Raw genomic sequence first — 18887 nt, forward strand, 5'->3', positions numbered from 1 at the left:
GGCACATCCAACCCCGGCGGACAGCAGGAGGACACCGGTGTCCACCCAAGAAGCATTGGACCGTGCGATCGCGCAGTGGCTGGCTCAAACCGATCCGAATCCGGAGCGGATTCGGCGCGAGTGGGCGGCGCAGGGCGTCGCCCTGGTGCCGCTCGGTGAACGGTTCGCAGCCGTACGCATGGCCGCGTACATCGTTCACGCCGCCGTGCGGACTGCCGATAAGGCGGGCGTGGCCACGGCGCTGGGCGAACTGCTCGGCGGTTCGATCATCCACGATCGACGAGTCGGAGGTGGCACGTACTACGCGCTGATCCAAGGGCACGCGGGCCTGGTCTGGGCGTACGACGACCTCGCGAGTTGTCTCGGCCACGGCACCTACCTGGGCATCCCACGGCTTGACCGCCAACAGCCGCCCGGCACGTATTGGGTCGTACCGCCGCGGTTCGACGGCGACTTGTGCGCCCCGCGGGACATTACGGCGCTGATGAGGGAGGGCCGAGGGCGGCTGGCCGAGCAGATGGAGGCCGGCGTATCAGGTGCCTCCCCCGAAGAAGCCCGCACCACCGGTGAGTGACACGGCCCGAGAACCCTCGGCCCTCCGATCGGTGGCCGATCGTATGCCGGTCGGCCCGGCCGCGTACGCGGCAGTGGTGCTGGATCCGCAGACGCGAACCGCCCGTTACACCGACGCCAGCGGCCGAGTAGGGGACATGGGGCGCCACGGGACGTCCGAGACAAGCGGCACGGTGTCCGTTTTCGGTGGCGGAGACGGACAGCAACCACAGCCCCAGTCACCGGACGGCACCACGACCGACTTCGCGCTCACCGGCGATGGGAGCCATCCGGACGACTCGTGGGCGATCGAGTGCAATTCGAACGGCCAGTGGGGCTGGCTTCCGGACGCACCGTCGATCACCGAGGCGTCCGCCGACATTCTGAGCATGGAAGGACCCGGCCAGCCATGACGTTGCCCACGGACATCGAAAACGACGCCACCGCCCTACGGAGCGAAATGGCGAAGACCATCGCGGAAGCCGGGACTGCCATCGCCCCGGCCTGGCTGACGACTACCGAGAAGGTACCGCGCCACGCGTTCGTCCCCGGCTTCTATCTGCCCGGCGCCGAACCTGACGCGCATGGGCTGACGGTGTGGGAGCCCATCACGGCCCAATTGGACTATGGCCACTGGTTGGCGAGCGTGTACTCGGACACGGCACTGGTGACCCGGATCGACGGCGAGGAGACCGATTGGAGCAACCCGGTCGCCCGGCACGGAGGTGTACCGACCTCGTCGTCCACCCTGCCTTCACTGGTCTTGCGCACGTGGTCGGACGCGGACGTCACAGAGGCGCACACGGTCCTGGAGATCGGCACTGGGACGGGCTACTCGACCGCCCTCGCATGCGAACTCCTTGGTTCGTCGCACGTCACCAGCGTCGAAATCGATTCCGACAGGCTGAAGACGGCGGCCGACGCCCTGTACTCCTGTGGATACACGCCGACGCTTGCCAGAGCCGACGGACTCTACGGGTACTGGCCCGAAGCCTGGTTCGACCGGGCCGTGGCCACCTGCTCCTTCCGTGCCGTGCCGCCCACCCTGCTCCAACAAGTGAGGCCAGGCGGGAAGGTGCTTCTACCCTTGTCGGGCTGGCTATACGGAAGCGCCCGCGCCCTGCTCACGGTCGCCGAGGACGGCGCTGCCGAGGGCCCTTTGCTGCCCGGCACCATCTCCTTCATGTCGGCTCGCACGCACACTGCGCCCGCCTTCGGTAACCCGGCGGACTGGGCCGCCGGCCTGACCGAGCGCCCCCGACCGGCGAGGCACACCCCGGAGCAGTTGACGGCTGCGACCGACGAGGCGTTCCACCTGCGCTTCTTGGTGCAGAGTGCCGTACCGGACGCCCAGATGGTCACATTAGGCGGGGTACTGCATCTGATCGACGTGACATCCGGTTCCGCCGCCACGCTCGCCCGCGATGGCGACACCTGGCTCGTGCGTGAAGGCGGGCCGTTGAAGCTATGGGAGCGCGCCGAGCGCCTCATCGACGACTTCATCGCCGCGAGACGCCCCGGTCCTGAGAGCTTCACCCTGCGGGTGGACGCCGACGGGCAGCGGCTGCTCCACCCGCTGATGCCTCACCTGACTCTACGCCAAGGCTGAGGAGGGGCTCCCCGCTCACGGATGGGTGCGGCGCCCTATCGCACACGGCTGAGAGACGGACACCTGCACATCCGGCCGGGGCGCGGGAGGCGCACGGCGAGTGACCGGCGTCATGACTGCCGTGCCAGTACGCAACTCTGGTTGCGCACCGCACTCGTTTCGCCGGACGGGTGGTTCGGGTCAGCGACACGGCCGCCGCAGCGCTCCCCTCGCCCGGAGTGTTTCCCCGCCGCTCCCCTCCTGTTCGCCGTGCCTTGTTAGCTTCGCCGCCACGCCCGGTCCGGCAGCAGGAGAGGCACGCCCATGAGCACCCCGGTCCACCGCACGCCGGCACGGCCCTCCGTAGCCACGCTGGCGGCGGCCAGGCAACGTCGGGAAGGGAACGGGAGCCGGGTCGGGAGTCCGTCCGGGAGCTCGGCGGAGCACGCCTTCCTGCGGTTCCAGTCCAGTGTCGGGAATCGGGCCGCCGCCGCGGCGGTGCAGCGTGTCAGGAGCGCGACCGGGGAACGGGCGGCGGAGGGCACCGGGACGGTCAGGGAAGAGGCGACGGGGGCCGGTGGCGCGGCCGACGGGGCGCGGCAGAGGAAGAGCTACCGGGACCGGATCGCCGCGCTGCTGGACCGGTTCAAGAAGAACCTCGAACCCACGGACAACGCCGTCAAGGGTGGCCAGACGCCCACCAACGCCGCCCTCACCCACCAGGCCGCCGCCACCGCCGACGGGGCCCTCAAGAACGACTCCGCCATCTCGGGGACCTCCGCCGGAGGGTGGAACCTCCTCACGGAGGCGACCGGCGTCGTGGTCAGCGGCATGGACGCGTACAAGAGCATGAAGGACTCCCGGAGGAACGAGACCGGGGCCGGACACCACACGGCGAACAGGAGGGCCAAGACCAAGGGGACGGACGCGGGCGTCGGTGCCGTCAGTTCGGGTTCCTACGGTGCCGCCATCGCCAAGGAGGCGACCAAGGTCCAGGGGGCGGCGAACGCCGCGACGGCGGCCGAGGCGAGCGGGGCCCTCAGTGCCGTCACCGGCTTGACCAAGGGCGCCCGCGCCCTGGTCCGGGTCGGGGGAGCGACGAGCAAGTACAAGAACCTGAAGGACCTCGGAGACGCCAACGTCGTCAACGTGGAGCTGCTCGCCCGGCTGGACCGGGAGGTGCACGGGGCCGTGAACCGGGCCGAGGTGGCCCGTGCGGAGGTGTACGCCAGGTTGGACGCGGCCGAGGCGCACCCGCACGAGGGGTGGCAGCAGGGCGTCGACGCGGCCTTCGCGGCCTTCGAGAGGGAGTTCCGCAGCATCAGGCCCGCCGAAGAGGCCTACCGGCGTGCCGTGAAGGACACGGCGGACCTGAGCCAGGTGCAGAAGTACGCGATGAAGAAGCAGGCCGCCAAGATCGGCAAGGAAATGGTGGGCGGCGTGGTGGGCGAGCCCGTCAAGGCCGCGGCCGGGGTCATGACGCTGGTCACGGCGACGGGAGCGCTGGCGAGCAACCCGGCCGGCTGGATTCTCGCCGCGGTCGGGGCCGGTCTCGTCCTGGGCACCACCGGTTACAAGGCGGGCCGCGCGGCCACGAAGCGTTACGAGGAGGTCCGCCACCCCGAGCGCTGGGCGCCGGAGGGCGAGGCGCCGGCGGAGGCCGCGCCCCGCACGGATTCGCTGAAGCACGCCCTGAAGTTCTGGAAGAAGGTGTCGAAGGGCGAGCGGCAGGCCATGGCGCGCAAGATCTACGGCCTGGCGGCGGGCCCCGACGTCCCCGGGAGCGACAGCACGACACCCGAGCTGCGGCAGTCCGCCCGGGAGCTGCTCATCGCGCTCAAGGCGGGTCCCGCACAGCACAAGTTGGACGCGGAGGCCTGGGAGCTGACCCTCAACGACCCCGCGAAGAGGGATGGTTGGGTCAAGGAGATCGCCGAGCAGCTGGCCTCGGGGTGACCCCGTCCGACGCGAGGAACGACGGGCGGGCCGCCAGGCGGGTCCGCGCGGCGGCACACCGTACAGCCCGGCTCACGGCTTGCGCCCCACCCCGCAGTAGGCGTCGACGGAGACGGCGGTCGGGCCGGTCGGGGGCTCCTGGTCCGGGCGCCAGGACGGGACCTGGGTGATGCCGGGGGCGACCAGTTCGAGCCCCTCGAAGAAGCCGGCGATCTCCTCGACGCTGCGTACGTGGTACGGCGTCGCGCCGCTGGCGTTGTAGGCCTCCGACGCGGCGATCATGCCCTCGCTCGTCGCGGTGCTGTCGCCGATGACCAGGTAGCTTCCCGACGGGAGGCCCGCCAGGAGGCGCCGCACCAGGTCGCGGGCCTGGTCGTGGTCGGCGACGTGGCCGAGTGTGTTGAGGATGATCAGGGCGACCGGCCGGGAGAAGTCGAGGATGCCGGCGGCGGCTTCCAGGACGGCCTCGGGGGCGTAAAGGTCGGCGTCCAGATAGGCGGTCCTGCCCTCGGGGGTGCTGGTGAGCAGGGCGTTGGCGTGGGTCAGCACGATCGGGTCGTTGTCGACGTACACGATGCGGGCGTCGGGAGCCTCGCGCTGGGCCACTTCGTGGGTGTTGTCGGCGGTGGGCAGTCCGGTGCCGATGTCCAGGAACTGCCGGACGCCCTCCTCCCGGATCAGGTGGCGGACGGCGCGCCCGAGGAAGAGCCGGCTGGTGAGGGCCACGTCGACGAGGCCCGGGAAGATGCCCTTGATCTGCTCACCGATCTCCCGGTCGACCTCGTAGTTGTCCTTGCCGCCGACGAAGTAGTTCCAGAACCGCGCCGAGTGCGGCGTGGACGTGTCGATGCGGGCGCGTAACTCCGCGCCGGCGCCGAGCTGGGAACGGGAGTCCGACACGGCATCCTCCTGACCGTTGGGTTGACCGATCAGGGAACCAACCTAGTGCCGCGCTCCGGCGCGGAGAAGATGCGGAGGAGTGCCCGCACCCCTGCCCGCGCCCTGTCCGGACGACCCTTCCCCTCCCGGCGCCGAGCCGGGTAGGCCAGTGGGAAGCCGCGATTCCCGGAAGAAGTCCTCTCCAGGCGCGCGCAGCATCCACATCCCGGCAGGACATCCGACGACGAACGGGCCACGGTGCGTCGCGCCACGCCGCCGTGACACGGTCGCGGGCCCTGGCCAGCCGTCACGGGCAGGCAGGGCACCGGGCAGTGATCCGCATGCCCGTGGCGTTCGGGTGCCCGGGTGCGTGGGGGGTCCACCCGTCGCTCGGGCGGACCGGCCCGACGGCACCCGGCAGCACCGTAGGACGGGAGGACGGGCGCGTCAGCCGAACATGCCCGGCTCGTAGTCGCCCGCCGGGTTCTGGAGCATGACGTTCATCCGGTTGTACGTGTTGATGATGGCGATCAGGCCGACCAGGGCGGCGAGCTGGTCCTCGTCGTAGTGCCTCGCGGCTTCCGCCCAGGCCTCGTCGGTGACGCCGCCGGCGGCGTCGGCGATGCGGGTGCCCTGCTCGGTCAGCTCCAGGGCGGCGCGCTCGGCGTCGGTGAAGACCTTGGCCTCCCGCCAGGCCGCGATCAGGTTGAGGCGCAGCGCGGTCTCCCCCGCCTTCGCGGCGTCCTTGGTGTGCATGTCGAGGCAGAAGCCGCAGCCGTTGATCTGGCTGGCGCGGATCTTCACCAGCTCCTGCGTCGCGGCGGGCAGGGTCGAGTCGGCCACGACCTTGCCGGCCGAGTTGATGTGGCGCACCAGCTTGCCCGCGAAGGGGTTGGCGAACATGTTGAGACGAGCTTCCATGGTGGTTCCTCCGTCGTCGGTGATCGGGCTCAAGTTCCGGTCGGTAGTCGTTCGCCCTCGGGCGTACACAGCTACGACGGATCGCGGGGAGGGGATGTGACAGGCCCGACGGGCGGACGGGTGTGATCTGCGTCTCACGTGCGTGCGGGGGTTCGGGGCAGGAGCCGCCGTGATGTCCTCACCCCGGCGGGCGCGGCCCGCCCGGCGCCGATTTGCCTCGGCCAGTCGGTGGGGCATGCCGGTGCCGCCGCGCGGCAGTGGCGGGCGCGGGCCGGCGGGGAGGCCGCGGGTGCGCCGAGGGCCGCGTACGTCACCGGTTTCGCCGGGTCGCACCCGCCGGCGAAGAAGGTGGGCGCCCGGCCGTCCGTCCTCGGTGTCGCCGGTGCCGTGGCGCTGGCGTCCTGGGCGGTCGCCGACCGGCGGGCCCGAGCGCCCGTCCCGGGCCGGTTCAGTTCCGGCGGTGGGTCAGTACGTTGACCACCCGGCCGGTCGGGTCCCGCACGAAGAAGCGCCGCACGCCCCACTCCTCGTCCGCGATCTCCCGCACGATCTCCGCGCCCGACGCGGTGACCCGCGCGTACACCGCGTCGACGTCCTCGACCTCCACGCTGAGGTCGGGGACGAGGGGCGCGGCGCGTTCCTCGGTGAACAGGCTGATCTGGGCGGTGGGGTTGGACGGGGAGGCGAGGGTCGTCACCCAGCCCATGTCCATGACCTGCTCGAAGCCCAGCAGGCCGTAGAAGTCGCGGCTCGTGTGCAGCTGTTCCTCGTCCTCGACCTGGATGTCGGGCATGATCCTGCGGATGGTCATGGGCGGCTCCTCCCGCGCGGGCGACGGGTGACGGGGCGTACGGCCCGACGCTACGCGCTCGCCGTGCCGGAGCCGGACGTTCCGGGTGAGTTCGCCGGGTCCGCCGGCTTCGCGGGCCCCGCCCGCACCGCCGACAGCGGTTCCGCGATGTCCTCCAGGGAGCGGCGTTCCGCCTTCACCGCCAGGAACGCCGCCACCAGGCCGGCCGCGCACATCAGCCCGGCGCCGATCCGGAAGGCCAGTGCCGTGTCGGCGACCACCCCGGACTCGGTGAGGTCGGCGAAGAGCAGCGGGCCGCTGATGCCGCCGGCGGCGGTGCCCAGGGCGTAGAAGAAGGCGATGGCCATGGCACGGGTCTCCATGGGGAAGATCTCGGAGACCGTCAGGTAGGCGCTGGAGGCGCCCGCGGAGGCGAAGAACAGCACCACGCACCAGCAGGCAGTCATCGTCGCGGCCGTGAGCGAGCCCCGGTCGAAGAGCCACGCGGTGGCGAAGAGCAGGATGCCCGAGAGCAGGTACGTGCCCGAGATCATGATCCGGCGGCCGACCGTGTCGAAGAGGGGGCCGAGGAGGAGCGGGCCGCAGAAGTTGCCGGCGGCGATGACGGCGAAGTAATAGCCGGTGGAGCCGGTCGGCACGTCGAAGAAGGTGATGAGGATGGTGCCGAAGCCGAAGGTGATGGCGTTGTAGAGGAAGGCCTGGCCGATGAAGAGGGACAGGCCGAGGACCGTGCGGCGCGGGTAGCGGCGGAAGACGGTCTTGGCGATCAGGCCGAAGCCGATGCTCTGGCGCTGGTGGATGGTGATCTCACCGGCAGGCGGCGGCAGCTTCTCACCCTTCTCCTGCTCGATCTCCCGTTCGACGGAGGTGACGAGTGCGTCGGCCTTCTCGCCGTGGCCGTGGATGAACTGCCAGCGCGGGCTCTCCGGCACGTGCCGGCGGACCAGCAGGATGACCAGGCCGAGAACCACGCCCATGGCGAAGCTGAGCCGCCAGCCGAGGTCCTTGGCGAAGATGTCGGTGTCCAGCATCACGATGGACAGCAGGGAGCCGCCGATCGCGCCGAGCCAGTAGCTGCCGTTGATGATGAGGTCGACGCGGCCGCGGTACTGGGAGGGGATCAGCTCGTCGATCGCCGAGTTGATGGCCGCGTACTCGCCGCCGATGCCGAAGCCGGTGAGGAAGCGGAAGAGGAAGAACCACCAGGACTCGAAGGAGAGCGCGGTCAGCGCGGTCGCCGCCAGGTAGACGGCCAGCGTCGCGATGAACAGCTTCTTGCGGCCGTAACGGTCGGTCAGCCAGCCGAAGAACAGGGCCCCGGAGCAGGCGCCCGCCACATAGAGGGCGGCGGCGAGGCCGGTGATCTGCGCGGCGCTGATGTCCAGGCCGCTGCCTTCCTCGGCGATACGGCCGGCGACGTTGCCGACGATGGTGACTTCCAGGCCGTCCAGGATCCAGACGGTGCCCAGGCCGATCACGATCATCCAGTGCCAGCGCGACCAGGGCAGGCGGTCGAGGCGGGCGGGGACGGCCGTGGTGACGGTGCCGGTGGGGGCGGGCGCCGGGCCCGCCGACGACGACTCAGCTGTCATGGCTCCCTCTCCGTCTAGCGAACGCCCCCCGTGTGCCCTGCACCGGGGGGGGAACACGCCCGCCGCGCCGGGAGGCCCGAGGGCCGCCCGTGGCAGCCCTACGCCCCCAGGATGCGGGACACCGTGTAGATCAGCAGCCCGGCCAGCGAGCCGACCACCGTGCCGTTGATGCGGATGAACTGCAGGTCGCGGCCGATGTTCGCCTCGATCTTCTTCGTGGTGTGCTCGGCGTCCCAGCTCGCCACGGTGTCGGTGATCAGGGAGGTGATCTCCTTGCGGTAGGTGGTCACCACGTACACCGCGGCGCCCTCCACCCACGCGTCGACCTTGCCCTGCACCTTGGTGTCGGAGGCCATCCGGGCGCCCAGCGACAGCAGCGAGGCCCGCACCCGCATGCGCAGTTCGCTGCGCTCGTCCTCCGCCGCCGAGACGATCATGGATCGTACGGCCGTCCAGGCGGACGCGATCAGGTCCTGGACCTCGCCGCGGCCCAGCACCTCGGTCTTCAGCCGCTCCACGCGGGCGCGGGTGTCCGTGTCGGACTGGAGGTCGGAGGCGAAGTCGGCGAGGAAGCGGTCGAGGGCGCCGCGCGCCGGGTGGGCGGGCATGTCGCGCATCTCGGTGACGAAGCGCAGCAGCTCCTTGTAGACGCGCTCGCCGACCCGCTTGTCCACGAACCGGGGCGTCCAGCCGGGCGCGCCGCCCTGTACGGCGTCCATCACCGAGTCGCCGTGCAGGACGAGCCAGTCGTGGGCGCGGGAGACGATCAGGTCGACGGCGCGCTTGTGGCCGCCGTCGGCGACGATGCGGTTCAGCATCTTGCCGATGCCGGGCGCGATCTCCTGGGCGTCGGCCCGGCGGGTGATCGCCTCCCCCACGACCGCCTGCACGTCGGAGTCGCGCAGCACGGTCAGGGCGCCGCGCAGGGCGGCGGCCAGCTCGGCCGTCACCCGGTCGGCGTGTTCGGGCACGGCGAGCCAGGCGCCGAGCCGGCTGCCGATGCCGACGGCGCGCAGTCGCTGCCGTACGACGTCCTCGGAGAGGAAGTTCTCGCCGACGAACTCGCCCAACGAGACGCCCAGCTGGTCCTTCTTCTTCGGGATGATCGCGGTGTGCGGGATGGGCAGGCCCAAGGGGTGGCGGAAGAGGGCGGTGACCGCGAACCAGTCGGCGAGCGCGCCGACCATGCCGGCCTCGGCGGCGGCCGAGACGTAACCCGCCCAGGCGCCCGCGCCGCGGTGGGAGGCCCACTCGGCCAGGACGTACACCAGCGCGACGAACAGCAGCAGGCCGGTGGCGGTGAGCTTCATACGGCGCACGCCGCGCCGCTTCTCCTCGTCGGCCGCGCTGAAGGACGTCATCGCGCGGTCGCGGACGGCGCCGGGAGCGGCGCGACCGGCCCCGCCACCGGTGTCCTCCCCCGGACCGCTGCCGCCACCGTCACCGCCGGCACCGTCCGGAAGTTCCGCCTTCGCGCGTTCCATCCACTCCACCGTTCGCTGATCCGTCCCGCACACATTGTCCCTTCCTGACCGACTCCTGGAACGGAACACGAGTTCCCGGCGTCTGTCCGGGAGGGGAACACCCGGGGGTCTTACGGCATTTCCCCGCCCCATGCCGCATCATGGGTATATCGGACCGGAGCCTCGGGCTCCCCTCGCCCGAGGAGAACAGCACAGCATGACCCGGGGTCGTGACGGAGGCACGGGGGCGCCTCCCACCAAGCACCGTGCCCTGCTCGCCGCGATCGTCACCCTTATAGTGGCGATCTCCGCGGCCATATACGCCGGAGTGTCCGCCGACGACGGCACCAGGGACCGCACACCCCTCGCCGGCGGCCCCGCGCCGCGCGGCGACGCCGCTCCCGCCTCCACGGGTACCTGGGTGGGCGCCTGGTCCGCGTCCCCGGCGGCGGCGGAACCCCGCACCGAGACGACCGGCATGGCGGGCCGCTCGGTACGCAACGTCGTGCACGCCGGCGTCGGCGGCACCAGCGCGCGGATCACACTGTCCAACCTCTACGGGCAGTCCCCGCTGACCATCACGCACGCCTCCATCGCCCTGTCCGCCGGACCGGGCACCGCCGCCGCGCTCGCCGACACCATGCGCCGCCTCACCTTCGGCGGCAGCCCGCAGGTCGTCATCCCCGCCGGCGGGCAGGTGATGAGCGACATCACCCGCCTCCCCGTCCCCTACGGCGCGGACGTCCTGGTCACCACGTACTCCCCGGTGCCGTCCGGCCCGGTCACCTACCACCCGCACGCGCAGCAGATCAGCTACCTCGCCGACGGGGAGCACACCGCGGACGTCACCGGCGTCGCTTACACGAGCGAGACCCGGTACTGGCGGTACCTGACCGCCCTGGACGTGCTCAGCAACGAGGCCGACGGCACCGTCGTCGCCCTCGGCGACTCGATCACCGACGGCGCGGGGTCGGAGACGGGCGCCAACAACCGCTGGACCGACGTCCTCGCCGAGCGGCTGCACGAGGCGGCCGCGGACGGGCGGGACACGCCCCGGTACAGCATCGTCAACCAGGGCATCAGCGGAAACCGCATCCTGACCAGCAGGGCAGGCCGTCCCGCCGACAATCCCAGTGCCCTCAGCCGGTTCGAGCGGGACGTGCTGGGCCGCACCAACGTCAAGGCCGTCGTCATCGTCCTCGGCGTCAACGACATCCTGAACAGCCCCGAACTCGCCGACCGCGAGGGCCTCCTGGACGGCCTGCGCACCATGGTCGACCGGGCGCACGGCCGTGGACTGAAGGTCGTCGGCGCGACGATCATGCCGTTCGGCGGGTACGGCGGCTACACCGAAACCCGCGAGACCATGCGGCAGGAGATCAACGAGGAGATCCGCTCCGGCCGCGTGTTCGACGCGGTCGTCGACTTCGACAAGGCGCTGCGCGACCCCTACGACCCGCGCCGCCTGCGCTCCGACTACGACAGCGGCGACCACCTGCACCCCAGCGACGAGGGGTACGAGCGCATGGGCGAGGTCTTCGACCTGGACGACCTGAAGGGTGCGGCACCGGTCCAGCTGTGACCGCGTGGACCGGAGGCGGCGCCGGGTCCGGTGCCGGGAGGGCTCGGGCGCCCCGCCCCGCGGGGCACCGGGGCCCGCCCCGCTCAGTCCTCGCCCCGCCTGCGCCGGTCCCGTTCCTCCCGGCGCAGTTCGCGCTGCTCCCGACGCTCGTCGCGGTGCTCGCGCAGCATGTCGCGGTGGCCGTCCAGCATCCGGCGGTGGGCCTCCGACAGGTCATCGCGGGACTCGCCGAGCGAGGAGCGCAGCTCCCGCCGGGCGGCCTTGCGCTCCAGCTTCTCCTGCCGGCGCTCCTCCCTGATCCGCAGCTTCTCCGCCCGCGTCAGCTTGCGCCGGACGCCGACGCCGCCCCAGAAGGCGAAGCCGGTCACGATGACGCGCGGGGCACCAGGGTCGCCCGGCACACCGGACTCCCGGTGGTCGAAGTCGCCCATGACGCCGACGCCGCGCACGATCACCTCGATGCCCGGCGGCACGATCACGTCGATGCCGCCCATGATCGCGACGCAGTTGACCACGACCTCGCCGCCCGCGAAGTTCGCCTCCCGCAGGTCGATGTCCCCGCCGCCCCAGAACGCGAAGGAGTTGAACCGCCGCGGCACCGTCCAGCGCCCCTTGCGCTCGAAGCCGGACATCACGGCCACCGCCCACGACGACGAACCGTCGCCACCGGTGATCCGGCCCGCCCACTCCCCGGCCGCCGCCGGCTCCTTGGTCATCGACACCTTGGGTGCCGCCACCGTGCCGACCGGCAGGTCCCGGGTGATCGGCGCCAGCTCCCCGTAGGTCCGCGCGCTGTACGTGGCGTCCAGCCGCTCCTCGAACTCGGCCATGTCCAGACGCCCCTCGGCGAGGGCCTCCCGCAGGACTTCGGCGACTCGTTCACGGTCGGCGTCGGATGCGCGCAGCTCCGGGGCGTCGTCGGTCATGTACAGCAGCCTACGAGGTCGTCGCGCCGGGCACTACGCGCTCGTGCGTTCCGCATACATCCTCGCGATCACCGACTCGATGTCCGGCTCCCGCACCGACAGGTCCACCAGCGGATACTCCGCCGCGATCCGCGCCACCAGCCCCGCCGCCGACGCCGACGCCGGGAACGCCAGCCACTGCCGCGGCCCCTCCACCCGCATCACCCGCGCGGGCTCCGGCGCCTCGATCGGCGGCAGCTCCCGCTCCAGGTCCACCACCAGGGTCCGTTCGCTCTCCCCCGCCTCGTGCAGCCCGGCGAGCGGACCGTCGTACACCAGCCGCCCGTGGTCGATGACCATCACCCGCGAGCACAGCTGCTCGATGTCCTGGAGGTCGTGCGTGGTCAGCAGCACCGTGGTGCCGCGCTCCGCGTTCAAGTCCCTCAGGAACCCCCGCACCTTGGCCTTCGACACCACGTCCAGGCCGATCGTCGGCTCGTCCAGGTACAGCACGTCCGGGTCGTGCAACAGCGCCGCCGCGATGTCGCCGCGCATCCGCTGGCCCAGCGAGAGCTGCCGCACCGGCACGTCCAGCAGCTCGCCCAACTGGAGGAGTTCCACGCAACGCTCCAGGTTCTCCCGGTAACGGACGTCCGGGATGCGGTACATGCGGTGCATCAGCCGGTAGGAGTCGATCAGCGGCAGGTCCCACCACAGCGTCGTACGCTGCCCGAACACCACCCCGATGCGCTGCGCCAGCCGGGTCCGCTCCCGGGACGGGTCGATGCCCGCCACCCGCAGCCGGCCGCCGCTCGGCGTCAGGATGCCGGTCAGCATCTTGATCGTCGTCGACTTCCCGGCACCGTTCGGCCCGATGTAACCGACCATCTCGCCGCGCGCCACGGTGAACGACAGCCCGTCCACCGCCCGCACCCGCCGCCGCTCCCGCTTCAGGAACCCGGTCTTCTTGCGCACGTCGAAGACCTTCTCGACGCCGTCCAGCTCGATGAAGGCCGCCGCACCGGGCCCCGCGGTGTCCGCCCCGGCCATCGTCCCCGACCCGCCCATCTCCCTCAGCTCCCTGTACTTCGGTAAGAACGAAGCCCCGCCCGCCACGCCAGCCCCGCCAGCGCCCCGCAGGCCACGGCCACCAGCGGCGGCGCGAACGCCACCCAGCCGGGCAGGTCCAGCGGGTACGGCCGGTCCAGCACGAAGCAGGCCGGCAGCCAGTTGACGAAGGCCAGCGGCACCACGAACGTCACCCCCCGCACCAGGTCCAGCGCGAACACCGTCGGCGGATACTGCAGCATCGTCATACCGCCGTACGTGAAGGCGTTCGCCACCTCGGAGGCGTCCTGCGCCACGAACTGGAACGCCCCCGCCGCCACGAACACCGCCGCGAAGATCCCCGCCCCGCCCAGCAGCATCACCGGCATCAGCAGCAGCTTCGCCACCGTCCAGTCGACGTCCACGACCACCAGCGCGTACCCCAGCACCAGCAGCCCCTGCGTCACCCGTCCCAGCCGCCGCAGCGCGAACCGGTCCGCCGCCACCTGCGCCAGCATCGGCGCCGGACGCACCAGCAGCGTGTCCAGCGTCCCGTCCCGCACCCGGCGCCCCAGCCGGTCCATCGACCCGATCGCCAGATCCGCCAGCCCGAAGGAGATCCCCGACAGCCCGTACAGCAACGCCACCTCGCCCAGCGACCAGCCGCCCAGCGCGTCCACCCGGGAGAACATCAACAGGATCGCCACGAAGTCCAACGCGGTCATCGCGAAGTTCCCGAACGTCGTCAGCACGAACGACGTCCGGTACGCCATCGTCGACCTGATCCACATCGCCGCGATCAGCCGGTACGCCCGCAGCCCCTCCACGACCCGGCCGCGCGGCTCCGCCCTCCCGGCCGCCTCACTCGCCTCCGCCGTCTCAGCCACCCTGCACCACCACCCGCCGCGTCGCCGCCGACTGCACCAACCGCCCCACCGCCAGCAGCGCCACCGCCCACGCAGCCTGGAAGACGAACGTCCCCAGCGGGGCCGCCTCCCCCAGCAGCACGTCCGCCGGCGCCTGCAGCAGCGACGACCACGGCAGCGCCCGCACGACTTCGCCCAGCGCGCCGGGGAACACGTTCAGCGGCAACAGCATCCCCGAGCAGAACAGCCCCGCGATCCACGCCATGTGCAGCATTCCCGTGCCGTCCATCAGCCAGAACGCCGACAACGCCACCAGATAGCGCAGCGCGAAACTCACCAGCGCCCCGAGCCCCACCGCCACCAGGAAGGCCGCCCACGTGGACACCTCTCGCGGCAGCGCCACCGGGAAGAACAGCGACCCGAACGCGAACGGCACCACCCCCCGCCCCAACAACTGGAACACCGCCCGTCCCGCGTCCGCCGCCAGCCACCACAGCTGCAGATCCGCCGGCCGGTACAGGTCCACCGCGATGTCACCCGTTCGGATGCGCTCCATCAGCTCGTCCTCGAACCCGCCGCCACCGATCGCCAGCGCCGCCAGCAACGCCTGCCCCAGCCACACGAACGTCACGGCCTGCGCCTGGTCGTAGCCCCCCAGCTGAGGCCTCTCGTCCCACAGGGCCAGATAGGTGTACACGAGGATCAGCCCGAAAACCGTGTTGGTGAACACCCCGGCGGCGGTGGCCACCCGATACGTCGCGTAACGCCTGAATCCGCCCGCCGCGACGGCCGCGTACAACCGCCCCGAGCCCACGCCCACAGCCCTCCCCCTCCGACCGGCACCGAAGCGCAGGAGCCTAGTGCGGACGCGAGAGCACGGGCCACGGAATTTTCACGGGTGTGCCGTCGAGTGGGAACGGAACGCGCGGTGCGAGAGTCTTCTTCAGAGGACCTCACAAGACGCACAGGGCACCAAGGGCGTCAGAGGACGCAGACGCGCACAACCGTACGAGACCAGACCGTACGACGCGAAGACCGTTACACCGCGAAAAACGTACGATGCGAAAACCGTACGACGTGAAACAGGAGTCCGTGCACGAGATGAGCGACGAGCCGCAGCCGCAGCCGCAGACCCCGGGCTGGGCGTCCAGAGAGTCACTGGCGGCCGGCGACCCACAGGCCGCGGGCCCCGAAGGCTCGGCCAAGCCCAAGAAGCCGAAGCGAACCGGATGGCGCCGGCTGATCCCCACCTGGCGCATGGTGCTCGGCACCTTCGTCGTCGGCGTGCTGCTGCTGATCGGCGGCTTCTTCGTCGGCTACTCCCTGGTCAAGATCCCGGCCGCCAACGCCCTCGCCACCGAACAGGCCAACGTCTACCTGTACGCCGACGGCAGCGTCATCGCCCGCGACGGCGAGGTCAACCGGGAGAGCGTCGGCCTCGCCCGCATCTCCAAGGATGCCCAGCACGCCGTCCTGGCCGCCGAGGACCGCGACTTCTACACCGAGTCCGCCGTCGACCCCGGGGCCATGATCCGCGCCGGCTGGAACACCGCCACCGGCAAGGGCAAGCAGTCCGGCTCCACCATCACCCAGCAGTACGTCAAGAACTACTACCTCGCCCAGGAACAGACCATCAGCCGCAAGGTGAAGGAGTTCTTCATCTCGATCAAGCTCGACCGCGAGAAGAGCAAGGACGAGATCCTCGAGGGCTACCTCAACACCAGCTTCTTCGGACGCGGCGCCTACGGCATCCAGGCCGCCGCCCAGGCCTACTACGGCATCGACGCCAAGGACCTCACCGCCGGCCAGGGCGCCTACCTCGCCTCCCTGCTCAACGCACCCAGCCAGTACGACGTCGTCGCCCACCCCGAGAACCGGCCCGCGGCCGAGTCCCGCTGGAACTACGTCCTCGACGGCATGGTCAAGAAGGGCTGGCTCACCCAGTCCGAACGCGCCGCCCAGAAGTTCCCCGTGCCCAAGCAGTCCACGATCTCCACCGGCATGTCCGGACAGCGCGGCTACATCGTCAACATCGTCAAGGACTACCTGATCAGCAACGAGATCGTCGGCGAGGAGGAACTCGACCGCGGCGGCTACCGCATCACCACCACCCTCCAGAAGGACAAGCAGGACGCCTTCGTCAAGGCCGTCGACGACAAGCTCATGTCCCAGCTGGACAAGAAGGAACGCGAGGTCGACACCTACGTCCGCGCCGGCGGCGCCTCGGTCGACCCCAAGACCGGCAAGGTCGTCGCCATGTACAACGGCATCGACTACGTCAAGCAGTACACACCCAACGCCACCCGCCGCGACTTCCAGGTCGGCTCCACCTTCAAGCCGTTCGTGTTCACCTCCGCCGTCGAGAACCACTCCGAGACGCAGGACGGCCGCACCATCAACCCGAACACGATCTACGACGGCACCAGCGAACGCCCCGTCCAGGGCTGGAGCGGCGGCCGCTACGCCCCCGAGAACGAGGACCACCGCGACTACGGCGACGTCACCGTCCGCGAGGCCACCGACAAGTCCGTGAACGCCGTGTACGCCCAGATGGCCGTCGACGTCGGCTCCGACAAGGTCATGCAGACCGCGATCGACCTCGGCCTCTCCAAGAACACCCCCGAGCTCACCCCCTCCCCCTCCATCGCCCTCGGCGTGGCCACCGCCAGCCCCCTCGACATGGCCGAGGCCTACGCCACCCTCGCCAACCACGGCAGGCACGGCACGTACACACTCGTCGAGAAGGTCATGAAGGACGGCAAGCACGAGGTCGACCTGCCCGAACGGCGCGAACACCAGGCCGTCAGCCGCGAGGCCGCCGACACCACCACCTCCGTCCTGCGCAGTGTCGTCCAGAACGGCACCGCCACCGCCGCCCAGGCGGCCGGCCGCCCCGCCGCCGGCAAGACCGGCACCGCCGAGGAGGACACCGCCGCCTGGTTCGCCGGCTACACCCCCGAACTCGCCACCGTCGTCGCGGTGATGGGCCAGGACCCGGAGACCGCCGCCCACAAGTCCCTCTACGGCGCGATGGGCCTGCCCCGCATCAACGGCGGCGGCGCCCCCGCGGAAATCTGGGGCCAGTACACCCGCGACGCCCTCAAGGGCGAACCCGTCACCGACTTCGACCTCCAGCTCCAGACCGGCGCCGACGTCACCGCCGCCCCGTCCGCCGACTCCTCCGACGAAGCGGGCAGCGGCGACGAGAGCGGCACCGGCGCCCCGGACGACGAGTCGAGCGGCAACGAGGAGACCGGCGCCGAGACCCCGGGCGGATCGGCCAGCAGCCCGCCGGGCGACACCTCCACCGGCGGCCCCACCACGGGCGGCCCCACCACGGGCGGCCCCAGCACCGAGCCCGGCCCCACCGGCGGCGACGGAAGCGGGGACGACTCCTCGAACGGCGGCACCGAGGGCGGAGAGGGCGACACGACCGGCGCGGGCGGCGGCGACCCCGACACCGGGACGATCGCCGGCCTCCCCACCGACTCCCGGCGACCCTGACGCATCCGGGGCTCAGTGACCGGAAGTCGCCTTCAGCCCCACCACCGCCACCAGCAGCAGACAGATGAAGAAGATCCGGGCGGCGGTCGCCGGCTCCCCCAGCACCACCATGCCGAGCACCGCCGCACCGGCCGCACCGATGCCCACCCACACGCCGTAAGCGGTACCGATGGGCAGCGTCCGCGCCGCGTACGACAGCAGCATCATGCTCGCGACGATCCCGGCACCGGTGAACACACTCGGCCACAGCCGCGTGAAACCGTCGGTGTACTTCATCCCGATCGACCAGCCGACCTCGAGCAGACCGGCGACGACGAGCAGAACCCACGCCATGACAGGCACCTCCGTGAAACGAACTGAACGGTGGTGCGTCGTCTTTTCCTTCACCCGGTACGGCGCGTCTCGTCGGGTGCTTCCCAAGGTAGCAAAAACAGGAAAAAGGGGCTGGTGACCTTGATCACCAGCCCCTGAAGCCCGTTGCGGCCCCGATTCAGAGATACAGCCCGGTGGAGTCCTCCGACCCCTCGAACCGGTCCGCGGCCACCGCATGCAGATCACGCTCACGCATCAGCACGTAACCCACACCCCGGACCTCGACCTCCGCCCGGTCCTCCGGGTCGTACAGAACCCGGTCACCCGGCTCCACGGTCCGCACGTTCTGCCCCACCGCGACGACCTCGGCCCAGGCCAGCCGCTTGCCGACGGCAGCCGTCGCGGGAATCAGGATGCCACCCCCCGAACGCCGCTCGCCCTCACCGGTGTCCTGCCGCACGAGTACACGGTCGTGCAGCATCCGGATCGGCAGCTTGTCGTCCTGCGGGTGCTCGTTTCTCTTGGCGCTCACGCCCTGAAACCTACCTGTCCCCGCTCAGCGCTTGCGCCGCCGGGTACCGCCCAGGGCCAGCAGCCCCACCACCCCGACCACGACCAGCGCGACGGGCACGACCCGCTCCATCCGCGGCGCGCCGTCCTCGTCCACGAACTGCGACTTCACATCGCTGACCACACGATTGACCCCGACGTACGCCCGTCCGAGGGTGTGGTCGACGCTGGAAGCGACCTTCGCCTTCGCATCGTCCATGATCGTCTTCGGATGCACCCGCATCCCGATCTCGTCGAGCGTCTCGGCCAGCACTGCGCGGCGGCGCTCGATGTCCGCCTCGATCTGCGCCGGGGTTCTGATGTCCGACGTGTCCGCCACCGTACGCCTCCGAAGTCATC

General features: G+C 71.0%; 18 protein-coding genes, 1 pseudogene and 1 riboswitch. Of the genes and pseudogenes, 7 read left to right on the forward strand and 12 right to left on the reverse strand.

What is annotated here, in order from left to right; all coding sequences use genetic code 11:
• Nucleotides 1–37: 37 nt before the first annotated feature.
• The 4 genes from IE142_RS03495 (at nucleotide 38) to IE142_RS03510 (ending at nucleotide 4096) form a co-directional block, all read left to right on the forward strand.
• On the forward strand, nucleotides 38–574 hold the full coding sequence (locus IE142_RS03495; RefSeq protein WP_191884302.1) for a hypothetical protein: 537 nt from the start codon (nucleotides 38–40) through the stop codon (nucleotides 572–574).
• Nucleotides 567–965, forward strand: coding sequence for a putative ATP-grasp-modified RiPP (locus tag IE142_RS03500; RefSeq protein ID WP_268252947.1), 399 nt, complete (start codon nucleotides 567–569; stop codon nucleotides 963–965). Before IE142_RS03495 ends, IE142_RS03500 begins: the two co-directional genes overlap by 8 nt.
• Complete coding sequence (tgmC, locus tag IE142_RS03505; RefSeq protein ID WP_191884303.1) at nucleotides 962–2161, forward strand: ATP-grasp peptide maturase system methyltransferase; 1200 nt, start codon at nucleotides 962–964, stop codon at nucleotides 2159–2161. Before IE142_RS03500 ends, tgmC begins: the two co-directional genes overlap by 4 nt.
• 303 nt (nucleotides 2162–2464) lie before the next feature.
• Complete coding sequence (locus tag IE142_RS03510) at nucleotides 2465–4096, forward strand: hypothetical protein (RefSeq protein WP_191884304.1); 1632 nt, start codon at nucleotides 2465–2467, stop codon at nucleotides 4094–4096.
• Nucleotides 4097–4168: 72 nt separating this feature from the next.
• Here the strand turns inward: IE142_RS03510 and IE142_RS03515 are convergent, their stop codons facing one another.
• Together IE142_RS03515 and IE142_RS03520 are read right to left on the reverse strand one after the other, a co-directional pair.
• A complete protein-coding gene (locus tag IE142_RS03515) occupies nucleotides 4169–4996 on the reverse strand; it encodes an SAM-dependent methyltransferase (protein WP_191884305.1) in 828 nt (275 codons plus the stop codon).
• A gap of 426 nt (nucleotides 4997–5422) precedes the next feature.
• Nucleotides 5423–5896, reverse strand: coding sequence for a carboxymuconolactone decarboxylase family protein (locus IE142_RS03520; protein ID WP_191884306.1), 474 nt, complete (start codon nucleotides 5894–5896; stop codon nucleotides 5423–5425).
• A 243-nt stretch (nucleotides 5897–6139) separates the two neighbouring features.
• Between IE142_RS03520 and IE142_RS03525 the strand changes: the two are divergent.
• Nucleotides 6140–6373: pseudogene (locus IE142_RS03525) on the forward strand (hypothetical protein); the annotation flags it as partial.
• Here the strand turns inward: IE142_RS03525 and IE142_RS03530 are convergent.
• From IE142_RS03530 to IE142_RS03540, 3 genes are all read right to left on the reverse strand, one after another.
• Complete coding sequence (locus IE142_RS03530) at nucleotides 6345–6707, reverse strand: VOC family protein (protein WP_191884307.1); 363 nt, start codon at nucleotides 6705–6707, stop codon at nucleotides 6345–6347. The pseudogene IE142_RS03525 and the gene IE142_RS03530 overlap by 29 nt on opposite strands.
• 50 nt (nucleotides 6708–6757) lie before the next feature.
• Nucleotides 6758–8299, reverse strand: a complete 1542-nt coding sequence (locus IE142_RS03535; protein WP_191884308.1) for an MFS transporter — start codon at nucleotides 8297–8299, stop codon at nucleotides 6758–6760.
• Between the two features lie 98 nt (nucleotides 8300–8397).
• Nucleotides 8398–9783 carry a DUF445 domain-containing protein gene (locus tag IE142_RS03540; protein WP_191884309.1) on the reverse strand — a complete coding sequence of 462 codons (1386 nt, stop codon included), beginning with the start codon at nucleotides 9781–9783 and terminating at the stop codon, nucleotides 8398–8400.
• A 196-nt stretch (nucleotides 9784–9979) separates the two neighbouring features.
• On the opposite strand from IE142_RS03540, the gene IE142_RS03545 reads away from it, so the two are divergent.
• Entirely contained in the window at nucleotides 9980–11344 is a 1365-nt protein-coding gene (locus IE142_RS03545; protein ID WP_191884310.1) for an SGNH/GDSL hydrolase family protein, read from the forward strand.
• Nucleotides 11345–11427: 83 nt separating this feature from the next.
• Here IE142_RS03545 and IE142_RS03550 read toward each other — a convergent pair whose 3' ends face one another.
• The 4 genes from IE142_RS03550 to IE142_RS03565 form a co-directional block, all read right to left on the reverse strand.
• On the reverse strand, nucleotides 11428–12270 hold the full coding sequence (locus IE142_RS03550) for a DUF1707 SHOCT-like domain-containing protein (protein ID WP_191884311.1): 843 nt from the start codon (nucleotides 12268–12270) through the stop codon (nucleotides 11428–11430).
• Nucleotides 12271–12303: 33 nt separating this feature from the next.
• Nucleotides 12304–13317, reverse strand: coding sequence for an ABC transporter ATP-binding protein (locus IE142_RS03555; protein ID WP_191884312.1), 1014 nt, complete (start codon nucleotides 13315–13317; stop codon nucleotides 12304–12306).
• A 5-nt stretch (nucleotides 13318–13322) separates the two neighbouring features.
• Nucleotides 13323–14087, reverse strand: a complete 765-nt coding sequence (locus IE142_RS03560; RefSeq protein ID WP_370466291.1) for an ABC transporter permease — start codon at nucleotides 14085–14087, stop codon at nucleotides 13323–13325.
• Nucleotides 14088–14175: 88 nt separating this feature from the next.
• Nucleotides 14176–14982 (reverse strand): ABC transporter permease, encoded by an 807-nt coding sequence (locus IE142_RS03565; protein ID WP_191884314.1) that lies wholly within the window; start codon nucleotides 14980–14982, stop codon nucleotides 14176–14178.
• 281 nt (nucleotides 14983–15263) lie between these two features.
• On the opposite strand from IE142_RS03565, the gene IE142_RS03570 reads away from it, so the two are divergent.
• Nucleotides 15264–17666: a transglycosylase domain-containing protein gene (locus tag IE142_RS03570; protein ID WP_191884446.1), complete on the forward strand. Its 2403-nt coding sequence runs from the start codon at nucleotides 15264–15266 to the stop codon at nucleotides 17664–17666.
• 12 nt (nucleotides 17667–17678) lie between these two features.
• On the opposite strand, the gene IE142_RS03575 is transcribed toward IE142_RS03570, so the two are convergent.
• The 3 genes from IE142_RS03575 to IE142_RS03585 all read right to left on the reverse strand — a co-directional run bounded on the left by IE142_RS03575 (nucleotide 17679) and on the right by IE142_RS03585 (nucleotide 18867).
• Entirely contained in the window at nucleotides 17679–17999 is a 321-nt protein-coding gene (locus IE142_RS03575) for a DMT family transporter (RefSeq protein ID WP_019325643.1), read from the reverse strand.
• A 32-nt stretch (nucleotides 18000–18031) separates the two neighbouring features.
• Nucleotides 18032–18097, reverse strand: a riboswitch (guanidine-III (ykkC-III) riboswitch).
• Between the two features lie 59 nt (nucleotides 18098–18156).
• Nucleotides 18157–18459: a GroES family chaperonin gene (locus tag IE142_RS03580; RefSeq protein WP_167307483.1), complete on the reverse strand. Its 303-nt coding sequence runs from the start codon at nucleotides 18457–18459 to the stop codon at nucleotides 18157–18159.
• A gap of 75 nt (nucleotides 18460–18534) precedes the next feature.
• Nucleotides 18535–18867, reverse strand: a complete 333-nt coding sequence (locus tag IE142_RS03585; RefSeq protein WP_191884315.1) for a DUF3618 domain-containing protein — start codon at nucleotides 18865–18867, stop codon at nucleotides 18535–18537.
• Nucleotides 18868–18887: the final 20 nt, after the last annotated feature.

The sequence above is a fragment of the Streptomyces mutabilis genome (assembly GCF_014649815.1).
GTDB classification, from domain to species: Bacteria; Actinomycetota; Actinomycetes; order Streptomycetales; family Streptomycetaceae; genus Streptomyces; species Streptomyces mutabilis.

Excerpts from the sequence above, each read along its gene's own strand:
- tgmC (WP_191884303.1), top strand. The coding sequence starts at position 962 with ATGACGTTGCCCACGGACATCGAAAACGACGCCACCGCCCTACGGAGC.
- IE142_RS03510 (WP_191884304.1), top strand. The coding sequence starts at position 2,465 with ATGAGCACCCCGGTCCACCGCACGCCGGCACGGCCCTCCGTAGCCACG.
- IE142_RS03520 (WP_191884306.1), bottom strand. The coding sequence starts at position 5,896 with ATGGAAGCTCGTCTCAACATGTTCGCCAACCCCTTCGCGGGCAAGCTG.
- IE142_RS03530 (WP_191884307.1), bottom strand. The coding sequence starts at position 6,707 with ATGACCATCCGCAGGATCATGCCCGACATCCAGGTCGAGGACGAGGAA.
- IE142_RS03535 (WP_191884308.1), bottom strand. The coding sequence starts at position 8,299 with ATGACAGCTGAGTCGTCGTCGGCGGGCCCGGCGCCCGCCCCCACCGGC.
- IE142_RS03540 (WP_191884309.1), bottom strand. The coding sequence starts at position 9,783 with ATGGAACGCGCGAAGGCGGAACTTCCGGACGGTGCCGGCGGTGACGGT.
- IE142_RS03545 (WP_191884310.1), top strand. The coding sequence starts at position 9,980 with ATGACCCGGGGTCGTGACGGAGGCACGGGGGCGCCTCCCACCAAGCAC.
- IE142_RS03550 (WP_191884311.1), bottom strand. The coding sequence starts at position 12,270 with ATGACCGACGACGCCCCGGAGCTGCGCGCATCCGACGCCGACCGTGAA.
- IE142_RS03555 (WP_191884312.1), bottom strand. The coding sequence starts at position 13,317 with ATGGGCGGGTCGGGGACGATGGCCGGGGCGGACACCGCGGGGCCCGGT.
- IE142_RS03560 (WP_370466291.1), bottom strand. The coding sequence starts at position 14,087 with ATGTGGATCAGGTCGACGATGGCGTACCGGACGTCGTTCGTGCTGACG.
- IE142_RS03570 (WP_191884446.1), top strand. The coding sequence starts at position 15,264 with ATGAGCGACGAGCCGCAGCCGCAGCCGCAGACCCCGGGCTGGGCGTCC.
- IE142_RS03575 (WP_019325643.1), bottom strand. The coding sequence starts at position 17,999 with ATGGCGTGGGTTCTGCTCGTCGTCGCCGGTCTGCTCGAGGTCGGCTGG.
- IE142_RS03580 (WP_167307483.1), bottom strand. The coding sequence starts at position 18,459 with ATGCTGCACGACCGTGTACTCGTGCGGCAGGACACCGGTGAGGGCGAG.